Here is an 18,788-nt window from a genome sequence, read left to right on the forward strand (position 1 = left end):
CGAACCCGGTGCGACTCCCCGCTCTTTCGCACCCGGTTCGCCCGAACACTTTGGCTTGTACCGCCCGGGACCGCTCTTCCGGGCCGCCCGATGTCCTGCTGCACCGCCCCGTCCCCGCTGAGAAGGACCGACCTCCATGACGGACCAGCACGAGAGTTCAGCACCGGAGTCCGCATCGCCGCAGGACCGGACCGTTCCCCCGGCCCCTGAGTCCGGCCCGGTCCGTCCAGGGCCCCGGCCGTTGCTCGGGGACCTGTTCGCCGCATGGGTGACCCGCACTCCGCACGCACCCGCGGTGACGGACGGCCGGCGGACCTGGTCCTACCGCGAGCTCGACACATGGGCGAATCGCCTCGCGCACGATCTCATCGGACGCGGGGTGGGGCCGGAGCGGACGGTGGCAGTGGTGCTGCCCCGCTCGGTCGAACTCGTCATCGCGGAACTCGCCGTGGCCAAAGCGGGCGGTGCGTTCCTGCCGGTCGACCCGGCGTACCCCGCCGAGCGCCGCACCCTGATGCTGTCCGACGCCAAGCCGGCCGCGGTCATCGACGACTTCGCGCAGACCCGGCCCGCAACGGGGCCGGACCGTGCGCCGCAGGACTCCGACCGGCTCGCGCCGCTCCGTGCCGAGCACCCCGCCTACGTCATCTACACCTCGGGATCCACCGGAACCCCCAAGGGGGTGACGGTGCCCCACACCGGTCTGGGCGACTTCGCCGCGGCGGCCGCCGCGCAGTACGACGTCACGCCGGGCGCCCGCGTCCTGCAGTTCTCGTCGCCGAGCTTCGACGCCTCCGTCCTGGAGCTGTGCATCTCCCTGCTGTCGGGCGCGACCCTCGTCGTGCCGCCCGACGGGCCGTGGCTGGGCGAGGAACTCGTGGCCGTCCTGGCGGACCACCGCATCACCCATGCGCTCATCCCGCCGGCCGCGCTCGCCACCGTGCCCGCCCCGTCGGACGACAGCGGCCTGCCCGACCTGCGGACCCTGATCGTGGGCGCCGAAGCCTGCCCGGCCGAGCTGGTCGACCGCTGGGCCGCGGGGCGCCGGCTGATCAACTCCTACGGTCCCACCGAGGCCACGGTGGTCGCGTCCTGGACCGGACCGCTGGCCGTGGGCGGCGGCACACCGTCGATCGGCAGGCCGCTGCCCCACACCCAGGTCCATGTGCTGGACGCAGCGATGCGACCGGTGCCGGCGGGGACCGGCGGAGAGCTGTACGTGGGCGGCACCGGGGTGGCACGCGGCTACCTCGACCGCCCGGGTCTGACCGCCACGCGCTTCGTGGCCAATCCGTACGGGCCGCCCGGAACCAGGCTCTACCGCACCGGAGACCTGGCGCGCTGGAACCCCGACGGCGAACTGGAATTCCTGGGACGGATCGACCGGCAGGTCAAGGTACGCGGCTTCCGCATCGAACTCGGGGAGATCGAGGCGGCGTTGACCCGTCACTCCCGGGTCGGTGAAGCCGTCGTCATGGTGCGCGAGGACGAGCCCGGGCGGCAGCGGCTCGTCGCCTACGTGACACCGGGCGACCCGCTGCGGCCCCCGCAGCCCGCAGAGCTGCGCGCCGCGGTCTCCCGCACTCTGCCGGCCCATATGGTTCCCTCCGCCGTCGTCGTCCTCGAGGCCTTCCCGCTGACCGCACACCACAAGATCGACCGACGGGCGCTCCCCGCGCCCGACCCGGCCCGCGCCCCGGAGCCGGGCCATGTCGCCCCCCGGACACCCGCCGAGCGGACACTCGCCGGCATCTGGTCGGACGTGCTGTCGGTGAGCGCCCTCGGCACCGGGGACGACTTCTTCGAGCTCGGCGGCGACTCCGTCCTCGCCGTGCGGGTGCTGTCCCGGATCCGGGAGGAGTTCGGCGACCGGCTGTCCGTCCGTGACCTGTTCACCGCCCGGACGATCGCCGGACTGGTGCCGCTCCTCGGCGACCCGGCCACCGCGGAGCCGGCGGCTCCGATCACCCCCGCCCCGCGCGAGCGTCCGCTGCCGCTGTCCGGTGCGCAGCAACGGCTGTGGTTCCTCGACGACCTGACGGCCGGCGACAGCGAGTACAACACCGGAGTCGGGGTGCGACTGGGCGGTCCGCTGGACGCCGGGGCGCTGCGCCGCGCCCTGGACCGGCTCGCCGCGCGCCACGACTCCCTGCGCACCACCTTCACCACGGTGGACGGGCGCGGGGTGCAACGGGTCGACGACACCGTCTCCCTGCCACTGCGCACCGTCGATCTCAGCGGCGTCCCGGCCGGCGGTCGCGACGCGGCGGCCGAGCGTCTGCTCGTCGAGGAGCTGGGGAGCCCCTACGACCTGCGCGAGGGTCCCCTCACCCGGGTCCTGCTGATCCGGCTCGCCGCCGACGAGCATCTGCTGCTCCTGGCCCAGCACCACATCGTCACCGACGGCTGGTCGGTCGGCGTGCTGGTCCGTGAACTGGCCGCGCTGTACGCCTCCGAGGCGGACGGGAGCCCTCACGGCCTGGCAGAACCGATCCTTCAATACCCGGACTTCGCCGAGTGGGAGCGCACGCACCCCACCCCGGACCGGCACGCCGACGACCTCGCGTACTGGAAGCGGCACCTCACCGGGATGCCGCAGCTGGACCTGCCCACGGACCGGCCCCGGCCACCGGTGCGCACCACCTCCGGCGCGGCACACCGCCACGACCTGCCGGCGGATCTGGCCGGACGCCTCGGCAGGCTCGCCCGGTCCAAGGGCACGACCGTGTTCACCTTGTTCGCCGGGGCGGCCTCGGTGCTGTTCTCCCGCTATACCGGCCAGCGCGACATCGTGTTCGGCACCGTCGCCAACGGACGCACCCACCGGGAACTGGAGGAGATGACCGGCTTCTTCGTCAACACCCTGGCGTTGCGCACCGACGTCGACGGCACCGCCACCGTCGACCGGTTCCTGGACACCATGGGGGCGACGCTCCTGGACGCCTTCGGCCACGACAGCGTGCCGTTCGACCGGGTCGTCGAGGAGCTGGCCCCGCAGCGGGACCCCAGCCGCACTCCGCTGGTGCAGGTGCTGGTCGTCCAGCAGACCGCCATGGTGCACCCGCAGGAAGCCGGCGGCTTACGGATCGAGGAGCATCCGCTGCCGCGCCCGGCCGCACGGTTCGACCTGGTACTGGAGTTCCTGCCGCGCAGCGACGGGTCCTTCGGGCTGACCGTCGAGTACAACACCGACCTGTTCGACGCCCGGACCGTGGCCCGGATGAGCCGTCAGCTGCACCTCCTGCTGGACGGCATGGCGGACGGCCCGCACCGGACCGTGGCCGAACTGCCGCTGCTGACGGACGACGAGCGGCGCACCATGCTCGACGCGTGGAACGCACCGCAGCAGGACGGCCCGGACACCACCCTGCCCGCACTCCTGGAGGCGCAGACCGCCCGCACCCCCGACCGGAACGCCGTCGTCTGCGGCGACACCCGGCTCACCTACGACGAGGTGAACCGGCGGGCCAACCGCCTCGCCCGGCTGCTGACCCGCCGTGGAGTGGGCCCCGAGACCCTGGTGGCGCTGGCCCTGCCGCGCTCGGCCGACCTGGTCGCCGTCCTGTGGGCGGTGCTCAAGGCGGGTGCCGGGTATCTGCCGGTGGACCCCGGCTATCCGGCCGAGCGCATCCGGTTCATGCTCACCGACGCCGATCCGGCCCTCGTGCTGACCACCCGGGACACGGCCGGCTGCCTGCCCGAGGGCGCCGAGCGGCTGGTACTGGACGACCCGGAGACCTCGGCCGAGTTGGCCGGGCAGACGGAGGACGACCTCACCGACGCCGACTGGGTCCGGCCGCTGGATCCGGGCCACCCCGCCTACGTCATCTACACGTCCGGCTCGACGGGCCGTCCCAAGGGTGTGGTGGTCACCCACCGCAGCGTGGCCGACCTGGCGGCCTGGGCGGGAGCGCAGTTCGGCCGGGAGCGGCTGACGCATGTGGTGGCCTCGACCTCGCTCAACTTCGATGTGTCCGTCTTCGAACTCCTCTGCCCCCTGCTGTCCGGCGGCAGCATCGAAGTGGTGGCCGACCTGCCGGCCCTCGCCGACCGGCCGGGCACCGCGCCGCGGCAGGCCGGTCTCCTCAGCGGCGTGCCGTCGGTGGTCTCCCGGCTGCTGACCCGGGGCGCCCGTACCGTCATGGCCGACACGGTGGTGCTGGCGGGCGAGGCCCTGCCCGCCCGGACCGTACGGGAGATCCGGGAGACGATGCCGTCCTCCCAGGTCGCCAACATCTACGGCCCGACCGAGGCCACGGTGTACGCCACGGCATGGTTCGCCGGCGACGGCACGCCCGAGCAGGCCCCGCCCATCGGCCGGCCCGTCGCGCGGACCCGCTGCTACGTCCTGGACAGCATGCTGCGGCCGCAACCGCCCGGCGTGACGGGCGAGTTGTACCTCGGCGGAGGGGGCCTGGCCCGGGGGTACCTCCGGCGTCCCGGCCTGACCGCGGCCCGGTTCGTCGCCGACCCCTTCGCCGGCCCCGGCAGCCGGATGTACCGCACCGGCGACCTGGTGCGGTGGACCACCGACGGTGAGCTGGAGTACGTGGGCCGGGCCGACCAGCAGGTCAAGGTGCGGGGCTTCCGCATCGAGCTGGGCGAGGTCGAGGAGGCGCTGCTGCGCTGTGCGGGGGTGGCCCAGGCGGCCGCCGCCACCCGGGAGAGCGACGGCCACAAGAGACTGATCGGCTATGTCGTCCCGGCGCCCGGGGCGGAGCTCGTCCCGAGCGCGATCCGCCGCCGGCTGGGCCGCAGTGTGCCCGACTACATGGTGCCTGCATCGGTCGTCGTCCTGGACGCGATGCCGCTCAACCCCAACGGCAAGCTGGACCGCGGCCGGCTGCCCGCCCCGGACTGGACGGCTGCCGGTACGACGGACTACGTGGCGCCGCGCACCGCCACCGAACGGACGCTCGCCACCGTATGGGCCGACGTTCTGCGGGCCGAGCGCGTCGGCGTCGACGACAACTTCTTCTCGCTGGGTGGTGACTCCATCCTCAGCATCCAGGTCGTCGCCCAGGCACGGCAGGCGGGCCTGGCCGTCACCTCGCGCGACGTCTACCAACACCAGACGGTGGCCGCCCTCGCGCAGTGCCTGGACGCCGCCGGGCAGCCGGCCGCCGCAGTGGCCCCCGAGGCGGAGGCCACCGGACCGGCACCGCTGACGCCCATTCAGCACTGGCTGTTCGAGAGCGACCCCGAGCGGGCCGGCCACTTCGGCCAGACGATGTCCGTCGAGCTGGCCGACGACCTGGACGCCACGACGCTGGAAGCCGCGCTGCACGAGGTGGTCGCCCACCACGACGCCTTGCGCTCGCGCTTCGTGCGGGACAGCGACGGCCGGTGGCACCAGCACATCGACAGCGATGCGCCCGGATTCGCGCTGCACCGCCACACCGGCCCCGACGACGACACACCGCACCTCGGCCCGTTCGACCTGAGCCGCGGCCCCCTGCTGCGTGCCGTGCTCCACGACCGGGGCACCGGCCTGCCCCAGGTCCTGCACCTGACCGTCCACCACCTGGTGGTCGACGGTGTCTCCTGGCGCCTCCTGCTGGCGGACCTGGACCGGGCCTATCGCGCACGGCGCGGGGGAGCGGACACCGCGCTGCCGCCGAAGTCCTCCCCGCTGCGCCACTGGGCGCGGCGGCTGACCCGGCACGCCGAGACCGGCGGCTTCCAGGATGAGACGGCCTACTGGACGGCGCTGGCCCGTACCTGTGACCCGGCGCTGCCGGCCGACCTCGCCGGCGCCAACACCTATGCGTCGGCCCGTTCGGTGACCGTGCGCCTCACCCCGGGGGAGACCTCCGTCCTGCTGCACACCCTGCCCGGGGCCTTCCGTACCCAGGTCAACGATGTGCTGCTGAGCGCGCTGGGCAGGGTGCTGCACGAGTGGACCGGACGCGACCGGGTCCCGGTGGACCTGGAGGGCCACGGCCGGGAGGAACTCTTCACCGACGTGGACCTGAGCCGTACCGTCGGCTGGTTCACCACCCGCTACCCGGTCGCCCTCAGCGTGACGCCGGACGCCGACTGGGGCACCGTGCTGAAGTCGGTCAAGGAGCAGCTGCGCGCCGTGCCCCGCCGCGGCCTCGGGTACGGCATCCAGCGGCATCTGATCCGGCCGGCGGGCCTGCCGGACACACCGACCGCCGGCATCAGCTTCAACTACCTCGGCCAGTTCGGCCTGCCGGGCGGTGACGGCGGTCTCTACCGCGGCCCGCACCGCGAGCTGGCGCTGGACGCCGACCCGACGGCGCCGCGGCCGCACGCGCTGGAGGTCGTCGGCCGACTGGACGGCGACGCGCTGGAGTTCACCTGGTTCTACTCGGCGAACCTCCATCATGAGGAGACCGTGACCCGGCTGGCCGGGGAGTTCTCCCGTGCGCTGGGCGACATCGCCCGGCACGGCGCCCGGCCCGGGGCCGGCGGACGCACCCCCTCCGACTTCCCGCTGGCCGCGCTCGACCAGCCCACCGTGGACCGGCTGGTGGGCGACGGCCGCACCGTCGAGGACATCCACCCGCTCACCCCCACACAGGCCGGCATGCTCTTCCACCGGCTCTCCCAGGACGACCAGAGCGTCTACTTCCAGCAGCTCACCTTCGTCCTGGACGGTGTACCCGACCCGCAGGCCCTGGCCGCGGCCTGGCAACAGGTGACGGACCGCACCCCCGTGCTGCGCGGACGCGTCGTATGGCAGGACGTGCCCGAGCCGCTGCTGGTGGTGGAGCGCGGCGCCACCGTGCCGGTCACCCATCTGGACTGGCGCGCCCTGCCGGACGGCGAGCGACGGGCCCGGCTACGGGAGTTGCTCGACCGCGACCGGCGGCGCGGGATCGACCTCGACGCCGCCCCGCTGCTGCGCCTGGTCCTGGCCCGGGTGTCCGACGCCGAGGTCCAGGTGGTGTGGTCCTTCCACCACCTGGTGCTGGACGGCTGGAGCCTGTTCCAGGTGCTCTCCGACGTCTTCCGGTGCCACGCCGTGCTGCGTGGCCCGGTGGCCGGAGACGGCGCCGCGCCTGAGGAGGCGGGCCTGCCCAGCCGCCGTCCGTTCCGCGACTATGTGGCCTGGCTGCGCGACCGCGACTGGGCGGAGGCCGAGCGGCACTGGCAGGACCGGCTCGACGGGTGGAGCGAGCCCACCGCACTGCCCTACGACCGCGAGCCCAGAGAGACCCACCGCGCGGAGTCCACCGAGGCGGTGCGCGTCACCCTGTCCGCCGGCACCTCCCGCCGGCTGGACGAGCTGGCCAAGGGCGCGGGCCTGACCATGAACACCCTGGTGCAGGGCGCCTGGGCGCTGCTGCTGGCCCGTCAGACGGGGCGGCCGGAGGTCGTCTTCGGCACCACCGTGTCCGGACGGCCGCCGGAACTGCCCGGCGTCGAGGCCATGAACGGCCTGTTCATCGCGACCGTGCCGACCCGGCTGACCGTCCCCGCCGACGGCACCCTGACGGCCTGGCTGCGCCGGGTGCAGCAGATCCAGACCGATGACCGGCGCTTCGACTTCATCCCGCTCGCCCGGCTGAAGGCGTTCAGCGACCTGCCCGAGCGGGTCGGACTGTTCGACAGCATCGTGGTGTTCGAGAACTACCCGGTCGGCGGCGACCTCGCCGCCGCGCACGGACTGCGGCTGAGCGGCCTCGACGGCATCGAGAGCACCAACTACCCGCTGAGCCTGGTCGCCTACCCGGGGCCGGAGCTGGCCCTGCGGCTCGGCTACGACCCGGAACTGTTCGACGCGGCCACCGTCGAGCGGATGGGCGAGTACCTCACCGTGCTGCTGGAGGGCATGGCCGCGGACGCGGGGCGCCCGCCCGCGCGGCTGCCGGTGCTCGGCGCGGCACGCCACCGCCAGGTGGTCGAGGAGTGGAACGACACCGCCAGCACGCTGCCCGAGGGCACGGTGGCCGGGCTGTTCGCCGCCCAGGCCCGGCGCACCCCGGACGCCACGGCTCTGGACGCGGGGGACAGCTGCCTGACCTACCGTGAACTCGACGCCTGTACCGACGCATTGGCCGGCCGGCTGGTCGGGCTCGGAGTGCGGCCGGAGTCCCCGGTCGGGGTCCTCATGGACCGGTCGGCCGCACTGGTCATCGCCCAGCTGGCCATCGTCAAGGCGGGCGGTGTGTACGTCCCGCTGGACGGCCGCGCTCCGCGGGAGCGGCTGCGGCAGGTGCTGGCGGAGACCACGGCGGACCTCGTGCTCACCGACGCCGCCTGGGAGGAGACCGCCCGCGAGGTGGCACCCGGCGGGCACACCCTGCTGGTGACGGGCGACGCCGTGCCCCTGCCGTCCGGCACCGCGGACGCCCCCGCTCCGGAGGGTGCACCCACGCCGGCCCTCCACCCCGACAACCTGCTCTACCTGATGTTCACCTCCGGCTCCACCGGACGCCCCAAGGGGGTCGCGGTACGCCACCGGGACGTCGTGGCGCTCGCCTTCGACCGCGCCTTCGACGGACACGACCGGGTCCTGGTGCACTCCCCGCAGGCCTTCGACGCGGCCACCTACGAACTGTGGGTGCCCCTGCTGCGCGGCGGCCGGGCCGTCCTCGCCCCGCCAGCCGACGTGGATGCCGCCACGGTGCGCCGGGCGATCTCCGAACAGGGCGTCACCTGCCTGTGGTTGACCGCCGGGCTGTTCCGCCTGCTGGCCCAGGAGGACCCCGAGTGCCTGCAGGGCGCCCGGGAGGTGTGGACCGGCGGCGAAGCCGTGCCGGGCGCCGCGGTACGCCGCGTCCTCGACGCCTGCCCCGGCCTCACCGTGGTCGACGGCTACGGCCCCACCGAGACGACCACCTTCGCGACCCGGCGGGCCTTCCGCTCCGGCGACCCGCTGCCCGCCGCTCTGCCCATCGGACGTCCCCTGGACAACACCCGCGTCTACGTCCTGGACGACGCGCTGCAGCCCCAGCCGCCGGGCATCCCGGGAGAGCTCTACCTCGCCGGTGCCGGGCTCGCCCGCGGCTACGGCGGCCGCCCCGGTGCGACCGCCGAACGCTACCTGGCCGACCCGTTCGGGCCGGCCGGCACCCGGATGTACCGCACCGGCGACATCGTGCGCTGGAGCGCCGACGGTGAACTCCACTTCGTGGGGCGCGCCGACGACCAGATCAAGATCCGCGGCTTCCGGGTCGAACCGGCCGAGATCGAGGCCGTGCTCACCCGCCATGCCGCGGTCGCCGAAGCGGTGGTGACCGTCCCCGACGACGGCGGCCGCAAGCGCCTGGTCGCCTACCTCGTCCCCGCCCCGGACGCGACGGTGTCGCAGGCGGCGGAGCTGCGTGCCCTCCTCGCCGGCGAGTTGCCCGACTACATGGTCCCCGCCGCGTTCGTGACCCTGGACGCGCTGCCCCTCACGGGCAACGGCAAGGTGGACCGGCGCCGGCTGCCCGCCCCCGACTGGTCGGCCGCCACCGCCGGCGAGCACCTCGCGCCGCGCACCGAGGCTGAGCGGATCCTCGCCGATATCTGGTGCGCCCTGCTGGGCGTCGACCGGGTGGGCGTCGAGGACAACTTCTTCATGCTGGGCGGCGATTCGATCCTCAGCATCCAGGTCGTCTCGCGCGCCCGCCGGGCGGGCCTGACCCTGACCCCCCGGGACCTGTTCCGTCACCCGACCGTCGCCGCCCTGGCGGCCGCCACCGGAGCCGCCGCACCTGTCAGCGGCACCGGCCCGGTGACCGGGGACATCGCCCTCACCCCGATCCAGCACTGGTTCCTCGACGCCCGGCCGCAGCATCCCGGGTACTTCAACCAGTCCGTCGTCATCGAACTGGCCGAGGAGCCCGACCCGCAGGCGCTGCACGCGGCCCTGCACGCCCTGTGGACCCACCACGACGCCCTCCGGGCCCGCTTCGAGCAGCGGGCGGACGGGACCTGGAGACAGCACTGCCCGGCCCCGGACGCCACGGAACCGCAGCTGCTGCGGGTACAGGACCTGACCGGACGGGACGACGAGGAGTGCGCCGCCGCGGTCGAGGCCGCCATGGCCGAGGCGCACGCCGGCTTCCGGCTGGAACAGGGCCCCCTGCTCGCCGCCCAGCTGTTCACCGGCGCGCGGACCCAACCGCCGCGGCTGTTCCTGACCGTGCACCACCTGGTGGTCGACGGGGTGTCCTGGCGGGTGCTGCTGGAGGACCTGGAGAGCGCCTACCAGCAGGCGCGCGCCGGTGAGCGGATGAGCCCGCTCGCCCGGACCACCTCCGTACAGGAATGGGCCCGGCGGCTGCACGCCCACACCGAGGCCGGCGGGTTCGCCGGCGAGAGCGCGCACTGGAGCGCGGTGGCCGAACACTGCACGGCTCCGCTGCCCGTTGACGCCGACGGGACCAACACGATCGCCGACCTGCGCTCGGTCACCGTCCGTCTGGACCGGCAGCGGACCGGCGACCTGCTGCAGAAGGTGCCCGGCGTCTACCGCACGCAGATCAACGACGTGCTGCTCACGGCGCTCGGCCGGGTGCTGGCCGACTGGACCGGACAGCGCACCGTCGCCGTCGGCCTGGAGGGACACGGCCGCGAGGACCACTTCTTCGACGGCGTCGACCTGTCCCGTACGGTCGGCTGGTTCACCAGCCTGTTCCCCGTCGCCCTGGACCTCCCGGCCGGCGACTGGGCCGCGGCGCTCAAGTCCGTCAAGGAACAGCTGCGCGCGGTACCCGGCCGGGGCCTCGGCCACGGGGCGCTGCGGCACCTCGCGGGAGCCGCCGAACTCACCGGGACGCCCCAGCCCCGGATCAGCTTCAACTACCTGGGGCAGTTCGACTGGACCGGCGACGGGCGGCTGATCCGCGCCGTTCGCGGCGGACTGGACGGCGCCGCCGCACCCGAGTCCGTCCGGCCGCACCTGCTGGACGTCGTGGGCCGGGTCGAGGAGCGCCGCCTCGAACTGACCTGGTACTACAGCAGCGCGGTGCACCACGAGGAGACGGTCACCGCGCTGGCCACGGGCATGCTCAAGGCCCTGGAGGACATCGTCGCCCACTGCGCCGGCCCGGACGCCGGCGGCCGCACCCCGTCCGACTACCCGCTCGCCCGCCTCGACCAGGCGGCCGTGGACCGGGTCGCGGCGGACGGCCGCGCGGTGGAGGACATCTACCCGCTGACCCCGATGCAGGCCGGCATGCTGTTCCACAGCCTGATGGACCCGGACTCCCACACCTACTTCAACCAGGTCCAGCTGGTGCTCTCCGGCGTCACCGACCCGGTCGCCCTCGCCACGGCCTGGCAGCAGGCGGCCGACGCCAACCCGATGCTGCGCACCCGCCTGGTGTGGGAAGAGACCACCGAGCCGCTGCAGGTCGTCCAGGTCCGGGCCACCGTGCCCGTCACCCACCACGACTGGTCCCGGCGGAGCGCCGACGCCCGCGAGCGCGCACTGACCACCCTGCTCGCCGAGGACCGGGCGGCCGGTCTCGACCTCGCCGGCGCCCCGTTGATGCGGCTGGCCCTGATCAAGCTGTCCGACGACCGGGTCCGCCTCGTCTGGACGTTCCACCACATCCTGCTCGACGGCTGGAGCGCGGCCCAGGTCTTCGACGAGATCTGCGAACGGTATGCGGCGCTCACCGCCGGCCGCCGTCCCGAGGTCCCCGCCCGCCCGCCCTTCGGCAGCTATCTGCGCTGGCTGGCGGAGCAGGACAGCACACAGGCCGAGCGGCACTGGCGCACCGCGCTGGCCGGATTCACCTCGCCGACCGAACTCCCGCGGGACCGCAAGCCCTTGGAGGCCCACCGCGCCTCGTCCTCGGGCTCGGTCCACGTCACGCTGGACGAGGAGGACTCCGCCCGCCTGCGGGAGACGGCGCAGCGGTCCGGCCTCACCATGAACACCGTGCTGCAAGGCGCCTGGGGCCTGCTGCTGTCCCGCTACAGCAACAGCGACGACGTGGTCTTCGGCACCACCGTCTCCGGCCGGCCGGCCGCGCTGCCCGGTGTGGAGTCCATGGTCGGACTGTTCATCAACACCCTCCCCACCCGAGTACGTGTCGACGGCGACCGAAGGCTGCTGGACTGGCTGCGTGACCTGCAGACGGCCCAGTCGGAATCCCGGCGCTACGACTTCGTCTCCCTGACCGAGCTCCGGACGTGGAGCGAAGTCCCGGGCGGGACCAGCCTGTTCGACAGCATCGTGGTCTTCGAGAACTACCCCTTCGACAGCGACGCCCTCGCCCGGCACGGCCTGGGCATCCAGCAGGAACGCGACCTGGAGCCGACCAACTACCCGCTCAGCGTGATTGTCGCCCCCGGTGAGCGCCTCACCGTCGCCCTGGACTACGACCCGGCGGCCTTCGACGCCGCGACGGTCGAGCGGCTGGGCCGGTGCCTGCGCGTCCTGCTGACGGAGATGGCGGCCGATCCGGACCGCCGCCTGGGGGACCTGCCGCTGCTCACCGCGGACGAGCGCGGGCGCATCCTGCGGGAGTTCGGCGGAGCGGCCGCCGCGCCGCCGCGGCGCGTACTGCCCGAGGTGTTCGAGGAGCAGGCGGCCCGCACCCCGCACGCCACCGCCGTACTGGCCGGGTCCGACCGGCTCACCTACCGGGAGCTGAACGAGCGCGCCAACCGGCTGGCCCGGCTGCTGATCGCCTCGGGCGCGGGCCCGGAGCGGTTCGTCGCCCTCGCGCTGCCGCGCACGGCCGACCTGATCGTGGCCCTGCTGGCCGTGCTCAAGAGCGGCGCGGGCTATCTGCCGGTCGACCCCAAGTACCCGGCCGAGCGGGTCTCCTTCCTGTTCGACGACATCGGACCGGACATCGTGCTCACCAGCGCCGCGTCGGCCGGCCGGCTGCCCGAGGGGCCCGCCGTCCGGATCGCGCTGGACGACCCCGGGACGGCGGACCGGATCACCGGACAGTCACCCGCCGACATCGGTGACGGCGAGCGGACCGGTGCGCTGCTGCCCGCCCACCCCGCCTATGTCATCCACACCTCGGGCTCGACGGGACTGCCCAAGGGCGTGGTGGCGACCCACGGGTCGGTGGTGGCACTGGCCGACTGGGCGGCCGGCGAATTCGGCGGCCGGGGCCTGTCCCACGTCGTGGCGTCCACGTCGCTCAACTTCGATGTGTCGGTCTTCGAGATCTTCTGCCCGCTGCTGTCCGGCGGCTGCGTCGAGATCGTGAGCGACCTGCTGGCCCTCGCCGAACGCTCCGCCCCCTGGACCGCGAGCCTGCTCAGCGCCGTCCCCTCCGCCCTCGGCCAGCTCCTCGCCGAGGACACCGTCCACGTCACGGCGGACACCGTGGTGCTGGCCGGTGAGGGGCTCGCCGCCCGTACCGTACGAGAGGTCCGCGCCGCCGTCCCCGGCTGCCGGGTCGCGAACATCTACGGCCCCACCGAGGCCACCGTCTACGCCACCGCCTGGTACTGCGACCCCGCGGATCCGGACCGCACCCCGCCGATCGGCAGCCCCGTCGCCGGCGCCCGGGCCTACGTCCTCGATCCGTATCTGCGGCCCGTCCCCGTCGGCGTACCCGGCGAGCTCTACCTTGCCGGTACCGGCGTGGCGCGCGGGTACTTCGCGCGGCCCGGACTGACCGCCGGGCGCTTCCTGGCGGATCCGTTCGGCCCCGCGGGGGAGCGGATGTACCGCACCGGCGACCTCGTGCGATGGGACACCGAGGGGCAGTTGGAGTACCTCGGCCGCAGTGACGACCAGGTCAAGGTGCGCGGCTTCCGCATCGAACTGGGCGAGATCGAGGCCGCGCTGGCCCGGCACCCCGAGGTGGCCGAGGCCGCCGCGCGGGTCGTCGAGACCGACGGCCACAAGCGGCTGGTGGGCTATGCCGTCACCAGGGGTGCGGCGGGCGCCGACCCGGCCGCGCTGCGTGCCTTCCTCGCCCGGAGCCTGCCCGACCACCTGGTCCCCGCGGTCGTCGTCCCCCTGGAGAAGCTGCCGCTGGGAGCGACCGGAAAACTCGACCGGCGTGCCCTGCCGGCGCCCGACTGGGCCGCCCCGGCCGCCGGTTACGTCCCGCCGCGCACGGACACCGAGAAGGCGCTCGCCGGGATCTGGGCCGATGTGCTGGGCGTGGACCACGTGGGCGCCGAGGACAACTACTTCGCGCTCGGCGGGGACTCGATCCTCAGCATCCAGATCGTCTCCGCGGCCCGCCGCGCCGGCCTCGCGCTGACCCCGCGCCATCTGTTCGTCCACCAGACCGTCGCCGCCCTGGCCGCGGCCGCCGGGGAGCTGCCGGCCACGGTGTCCACCGCCGAACAGGGCCCGGTGGTGGGCGAGGTGCCGCTCACACCCGTCCAGCACTGGCTGTTCGACAGTGTCCCGGACAGCCCCGGGCACTTCACCCAGTCGCTCTCCTTCCAGCTGGCCGCCGAGGTCGACGAGGGCGCGTTGCGGGCCGCCCTGGCCGCGGTGCTGGAGCATCATGACGCCCTGCGCACGGTGTACGAGACCACCGGCGACGGCCGTCGGCGCCAGTACAGCCCGGCGCCCGGTGCGGCACCCGCCCTGGCGGTGCACGACCTGTCCCGCCGGGCGCCGCAGGACCGGGCCGCGGAGCTGCGCGCGCTGACCCGGGAACTCTGCGCGGGCTTCGACCTGGCCGAGGGGCCGTTGCTGAAGACCGCGCTGTGCCACCTGGGCGACCAGGACCGTCCCGTCCTGCTGCTGGCGGCCCACCACCTGGTCGTCGACGCGGTGTCCTGGCGCATCATCCTGGAGGACCTCGACACCGCCTACCGCCGGGTGCGCGCCGGGGACCGGGCCGGGCTCGGCCCCAAGACCACCTCGTTCCGCGCCTGGGCGCAGCGGCTGCACGACCACACCGCCGCCGGCGGCTTCGACGACGAACTCGCCCACTGGAACGGGCCGGACGGCCTGACGGACCTGCCCACCGACCACGCGGGCCGCAACTCCGCGGACTCCGAGGACACCGTGACCGTCCGCCTGGAGGCCGAGGAGACCCGCCGGCTGCTCCAGGATGTGCCGGACGTCTACCGGACCCGGGTCAACGACGTCCTGTTGTGTGCTCTGGGCCGGGTGCTGGCCCGCTGGACCGGGCACGACCGGGTACGGATCGGGCTGGAGGGCCACGGCCGCGAGGAGATCTTCGACGATGTCGACCTCTCCCGCACCGTCGGCTGGTTCACCACCATGTTCCCGGTCGCGCTGGATCTGCCGCCGCACGCGGATCTCGCGACGGCGCTGAAGTCCGCCAAGGAGGGCCTGCGGGCGCTGCCCCGGCACGGCCTGGGACACGGCGCGCTGCGCCATCTGCGTACCCCGGCGCCCACCGGACTCCCGGCCGACCCGCAGATCTCCTTCAACTACCTGGGCCAGCAGGACTGGAGCGCGTCCGGGGGCGACGGTCTGCTGCACGCACCGTACGGCGCGCTGGAGGGCGATATGGACCGGGCGGCCGACCGGCCGCAGCTGATCGATGTCGTCGGCCTGGTGGCGGACAAACGGCTGGAGTTCACCTGGTCGTATTCGACGAACCTGCATCTGCGGTCCACCGTGGCCGCGCTGGCCGAGGAGATGACCGCGGAGCTGCAGGAGATCGTGCGGCACTGCGCGGAACCGGACGCCGGGGGCCGCACTCCTTCCGACTTCCCACTGGTCCGCCTCGACCAGGAGACCGTCGACCGGCTCGTCGGCGACGGCCGGGACGTCACGGACGTCTATCCGCTCACCCCCACCCAGACGGGACTGGTCTTCCACGGGCTCGACGAACCCGGCCAGGGGCTGTACGTGGAACAGGCCACCTTCGTCCTGGACGGCATAGGCGACTCCCGGCTGCTGGCCGCCGCCTGGCAGCAGGTCGTCGACCGCACCCCCGTGCTGCGCAGCGCGGTGGTCCTGCACGAGGTGCCGGTACCCCTCCAGACAGTCCGCCGCTCCGTCTCCCTCCCCGTCACCGAGCTCGACTGGAGCGCCTGGACGCAGGAGCGGCGCGACGCCGAACTGGCCCGGCTGCTCGCCGAGGACCGGGACCGCGGGCTCGCCCTCGACCGGGCGCCGCTGCTGCGGCTCACCCTCATCCGGCTCTCCCCGGCCGAGGTACGGGTCGTCTGGACCTTCCACCACGTGCTGCTCGACGGGTGGAGCGTCTTCCAGGTTCTTTCGGACGTCTTCTCCTGCCACGCGGCGCTGGCGCAGGGCACCGACCTACAGCTGCCGGACCGCAGGCCGTTCGCGGACTACGCCGCCTGGCTCGCCGCCCATGACACGGCCCCGGCCGAGCAGCACTGGCGCGCGGCGCTGGCCGGCCTGTCCGCACCCACCCCGCTGCCCTACGATCGGCGACCGGCGCCGGGTGCCGCCACCCGCGCCGGCACCTGGCTCTCGCAGCGGCTCGGCGCACCGGAGAGCGCCGCGCTCCAGGACTTCGCCCGGCGCCACCACCTCACCCTCAACACCGTCGTCCAAGGGGTCTGGGGCCTGCTGCTGTCGCGCTGGAGCGGAGCGCGCGAGGTGTGCTTCGGCACGACGGTCTCCGGCCGGCCCGCCGACCTGCCCGGCGCCGACTCCATCACCGGCCTGTTCATCAACACCCTGCCGGTGCGGTGCGACGTGGACGGCGGTGCGGCCCCGGCCGACTGGCTGCGCGGTCTGCAGTCCGTGCAGGCGAACGCCCGCGGTTTTGAGCACGTCCCGCTGTCCGACCTGCGCATCTGGAGCGAACTGCCCACGGGGACAGCGCTGTTCGAGAGCCTGGTGGTCTTCGAGAACTACCCGATCAACGACACCGCGGCCACCGCACACGGCGTGCGCGTCCGTGATCTGCACGCCCTGGAGGCCACCAACTACCCGCTCACCGTGGTGGTCTCGCCCGACACCCGGCTGAGCGTCGAACTCGGCTATGACCCCCGGTACTTCGAGGAGTCCACCGCCCGGTCCCTGGCCGCCCAGCTGATGCACACCCTGGGCGCCCTGGCGGCACCCGGCGGCGCGACGACCGTGGACGGGATCTACATCCTGCCGCCGGACGAGCGCGAGCGGCTGACCGGGCGCTCCACGCCGACGGCCGGCGACGCGGTGCCGGCGGCCACCCTGGCCGCGCTCGTCGAGGCCGCGGTCGACCGGTGGCCGCACGCCCCCGCGCTGACCGCACCGGACCTGCAGCTCTCCTTCGCACAGCTGGAGGCGCGGGCCAACCGCCTCGCGCACCATCTCCTCACCCGGGGGACCGGACCCGGCGACCTCGTCGCCCTGGTCCTGCCGAGGTCGGCCGACATGGTCGTCGCCCAGCTCGCGACCGCCAAGGCGGGCGCCGCCTACCTGCCGGTGGATCCCGGGTACCCGGCCGAGCGGATCGCGCTGATGCTGCGCGATGCGGCCCCGGCCGTCACTCTGGAGGCCGCCGAGGTCCACGACCTCCTGGCCGGGGACGACGCCACACCCGGACACCGTCCCACCGACCGGGACCGGGTCCGCCCGCTCGACCTCGACGACCCGGCCTATGTGATCTACACCTCCGGCTCCACCGGCACCCCCAAGGGCGTGGTCGTCACCCACCGCGGCCTGGCGGACTTCGCCGCCGCCGAGGCCGACCACTACCAAGTGCGGCCGGGTGACCGCGTGCTGGCCTTCGCCACCCCCAGTTTCGACGCCTCGGTGCTGGAACTGTGCATGGCCCTGCCGGCCGGTGCCTGCCTCGTGGTGCCGCCGCCAGGTCCGCTGCTCGGCACGCACCTGGCCGAGGTGCTGCGTGGGGAGCGCATCACCCACACCCTGCTGCCGCCCGCCGCGCTCGCCACGGTGCCGCCCGCCACCGCGGGGACGCTGCCGGAACTGCGCACGCTCATCGTCGGCGCGGACGCCTGCGGCGCCGACCTGGTCGGCCGCTGGGCCCCGCACCACCGGATGATCAACTCCTATGGGCCCACCGAGACCACGGTGGTCGCCACCTGGTCAGGACCACTCCTGCCCGACGGCGCCGCGCCCCCCATCGGACGCCCGCGGCCGGGCAGCCGCAGCTATGTGCTCGACGGGCGGCTGCGACCGGTCGCCGACGGCATCCCCGGCGAACTGTGGGTCGGCGGACCCTCCCTGGCCCGCGGCTACCTCCACCGCCCGGGGCTGACCGCCACGCGGTTCACGGCCGACCCGTACGGCGCACCGGGCGACCGGATGTACCGCACCGGCGACCTGGTCCGCCGCGACGCCCGCGGCGAGCTGCACTACCTCGGCCGCACCGACCACCAGATGAAGCTGCACGGCCACCGGATTGAGGCGGGCGAGGTCGAGGCCACCTTGGTGCGCCACCCGGCCGTGCGGGACGCCGTGGTGGCCGTACGGGAGGACGAGCCCGGAGCACCGCGCCTGGTGGCCCATCTGCTCGCCGCACCCGACACCGACGTCCCGGCCGGCGCGGAGCTGCGCGGGTTCGCCTCCCGGACGCTGCCCGCCCACATGGTCCCCTCGGCCTTCGTCGTGCTGGAGCGCTTCCCGCTCACCGAGAACGGCAAGACCGACCGCGCGGCCCTGCCCGCACCCGGGCCGGACCTGCCCGAGCCCACCGCACACGTCGATCCGCGCACCCCCACCGAACAATTCCTCGCGGACGTCTGGGCACAGGCCCTGGAGACGGCCGTGGGCGCCGAGGACGACTTCTTCGCCCTCGGCGGCGATTCGCTGCGCAGCCTGCTCATCGCCTCCCGGGTCAACGAGACCTTCGGCGTGGACCTCACCCCCCGCGACGTGCTGACCGCCCGCACGGTCGCCGCCCTCGCCGAACTGGTGGAGGAGCACGTCCTGCGCGAACTCGAAGACGCCGCCCGCGGCAACAGCGACCACAACGAACGGTGAG

Annotated in this window: 1 protein-coding gene; it reads left to right on the plus strand. The window is 74.0% G+C overall.

Annotated features, from left to right (window positions below):
* The first annotated feature begins 136 nt into the window (after positions 1-136).
* Complete coding sequence (locus ACGFWI_RS05215) at positions 137-18,787, plus strand: non-ribosomal peptide synthase/polyketide synthase (RefSeq protein WP_393904545.1); 18,651 nt, start codon at positions 137-139, stop codon at positions 18,785-18,787.
* The last annotated feature ends 1 nt before the right edge of the window (position 18,788 follow it).

Source organism: Streptomyces sp. NPDC048434 (assembly GCF_043200375.1).
GTDB lineage: Bacteria > Actinomycetota > Actinomycetes > Streptomycetales > Streptomycetaceae > Streptomyces.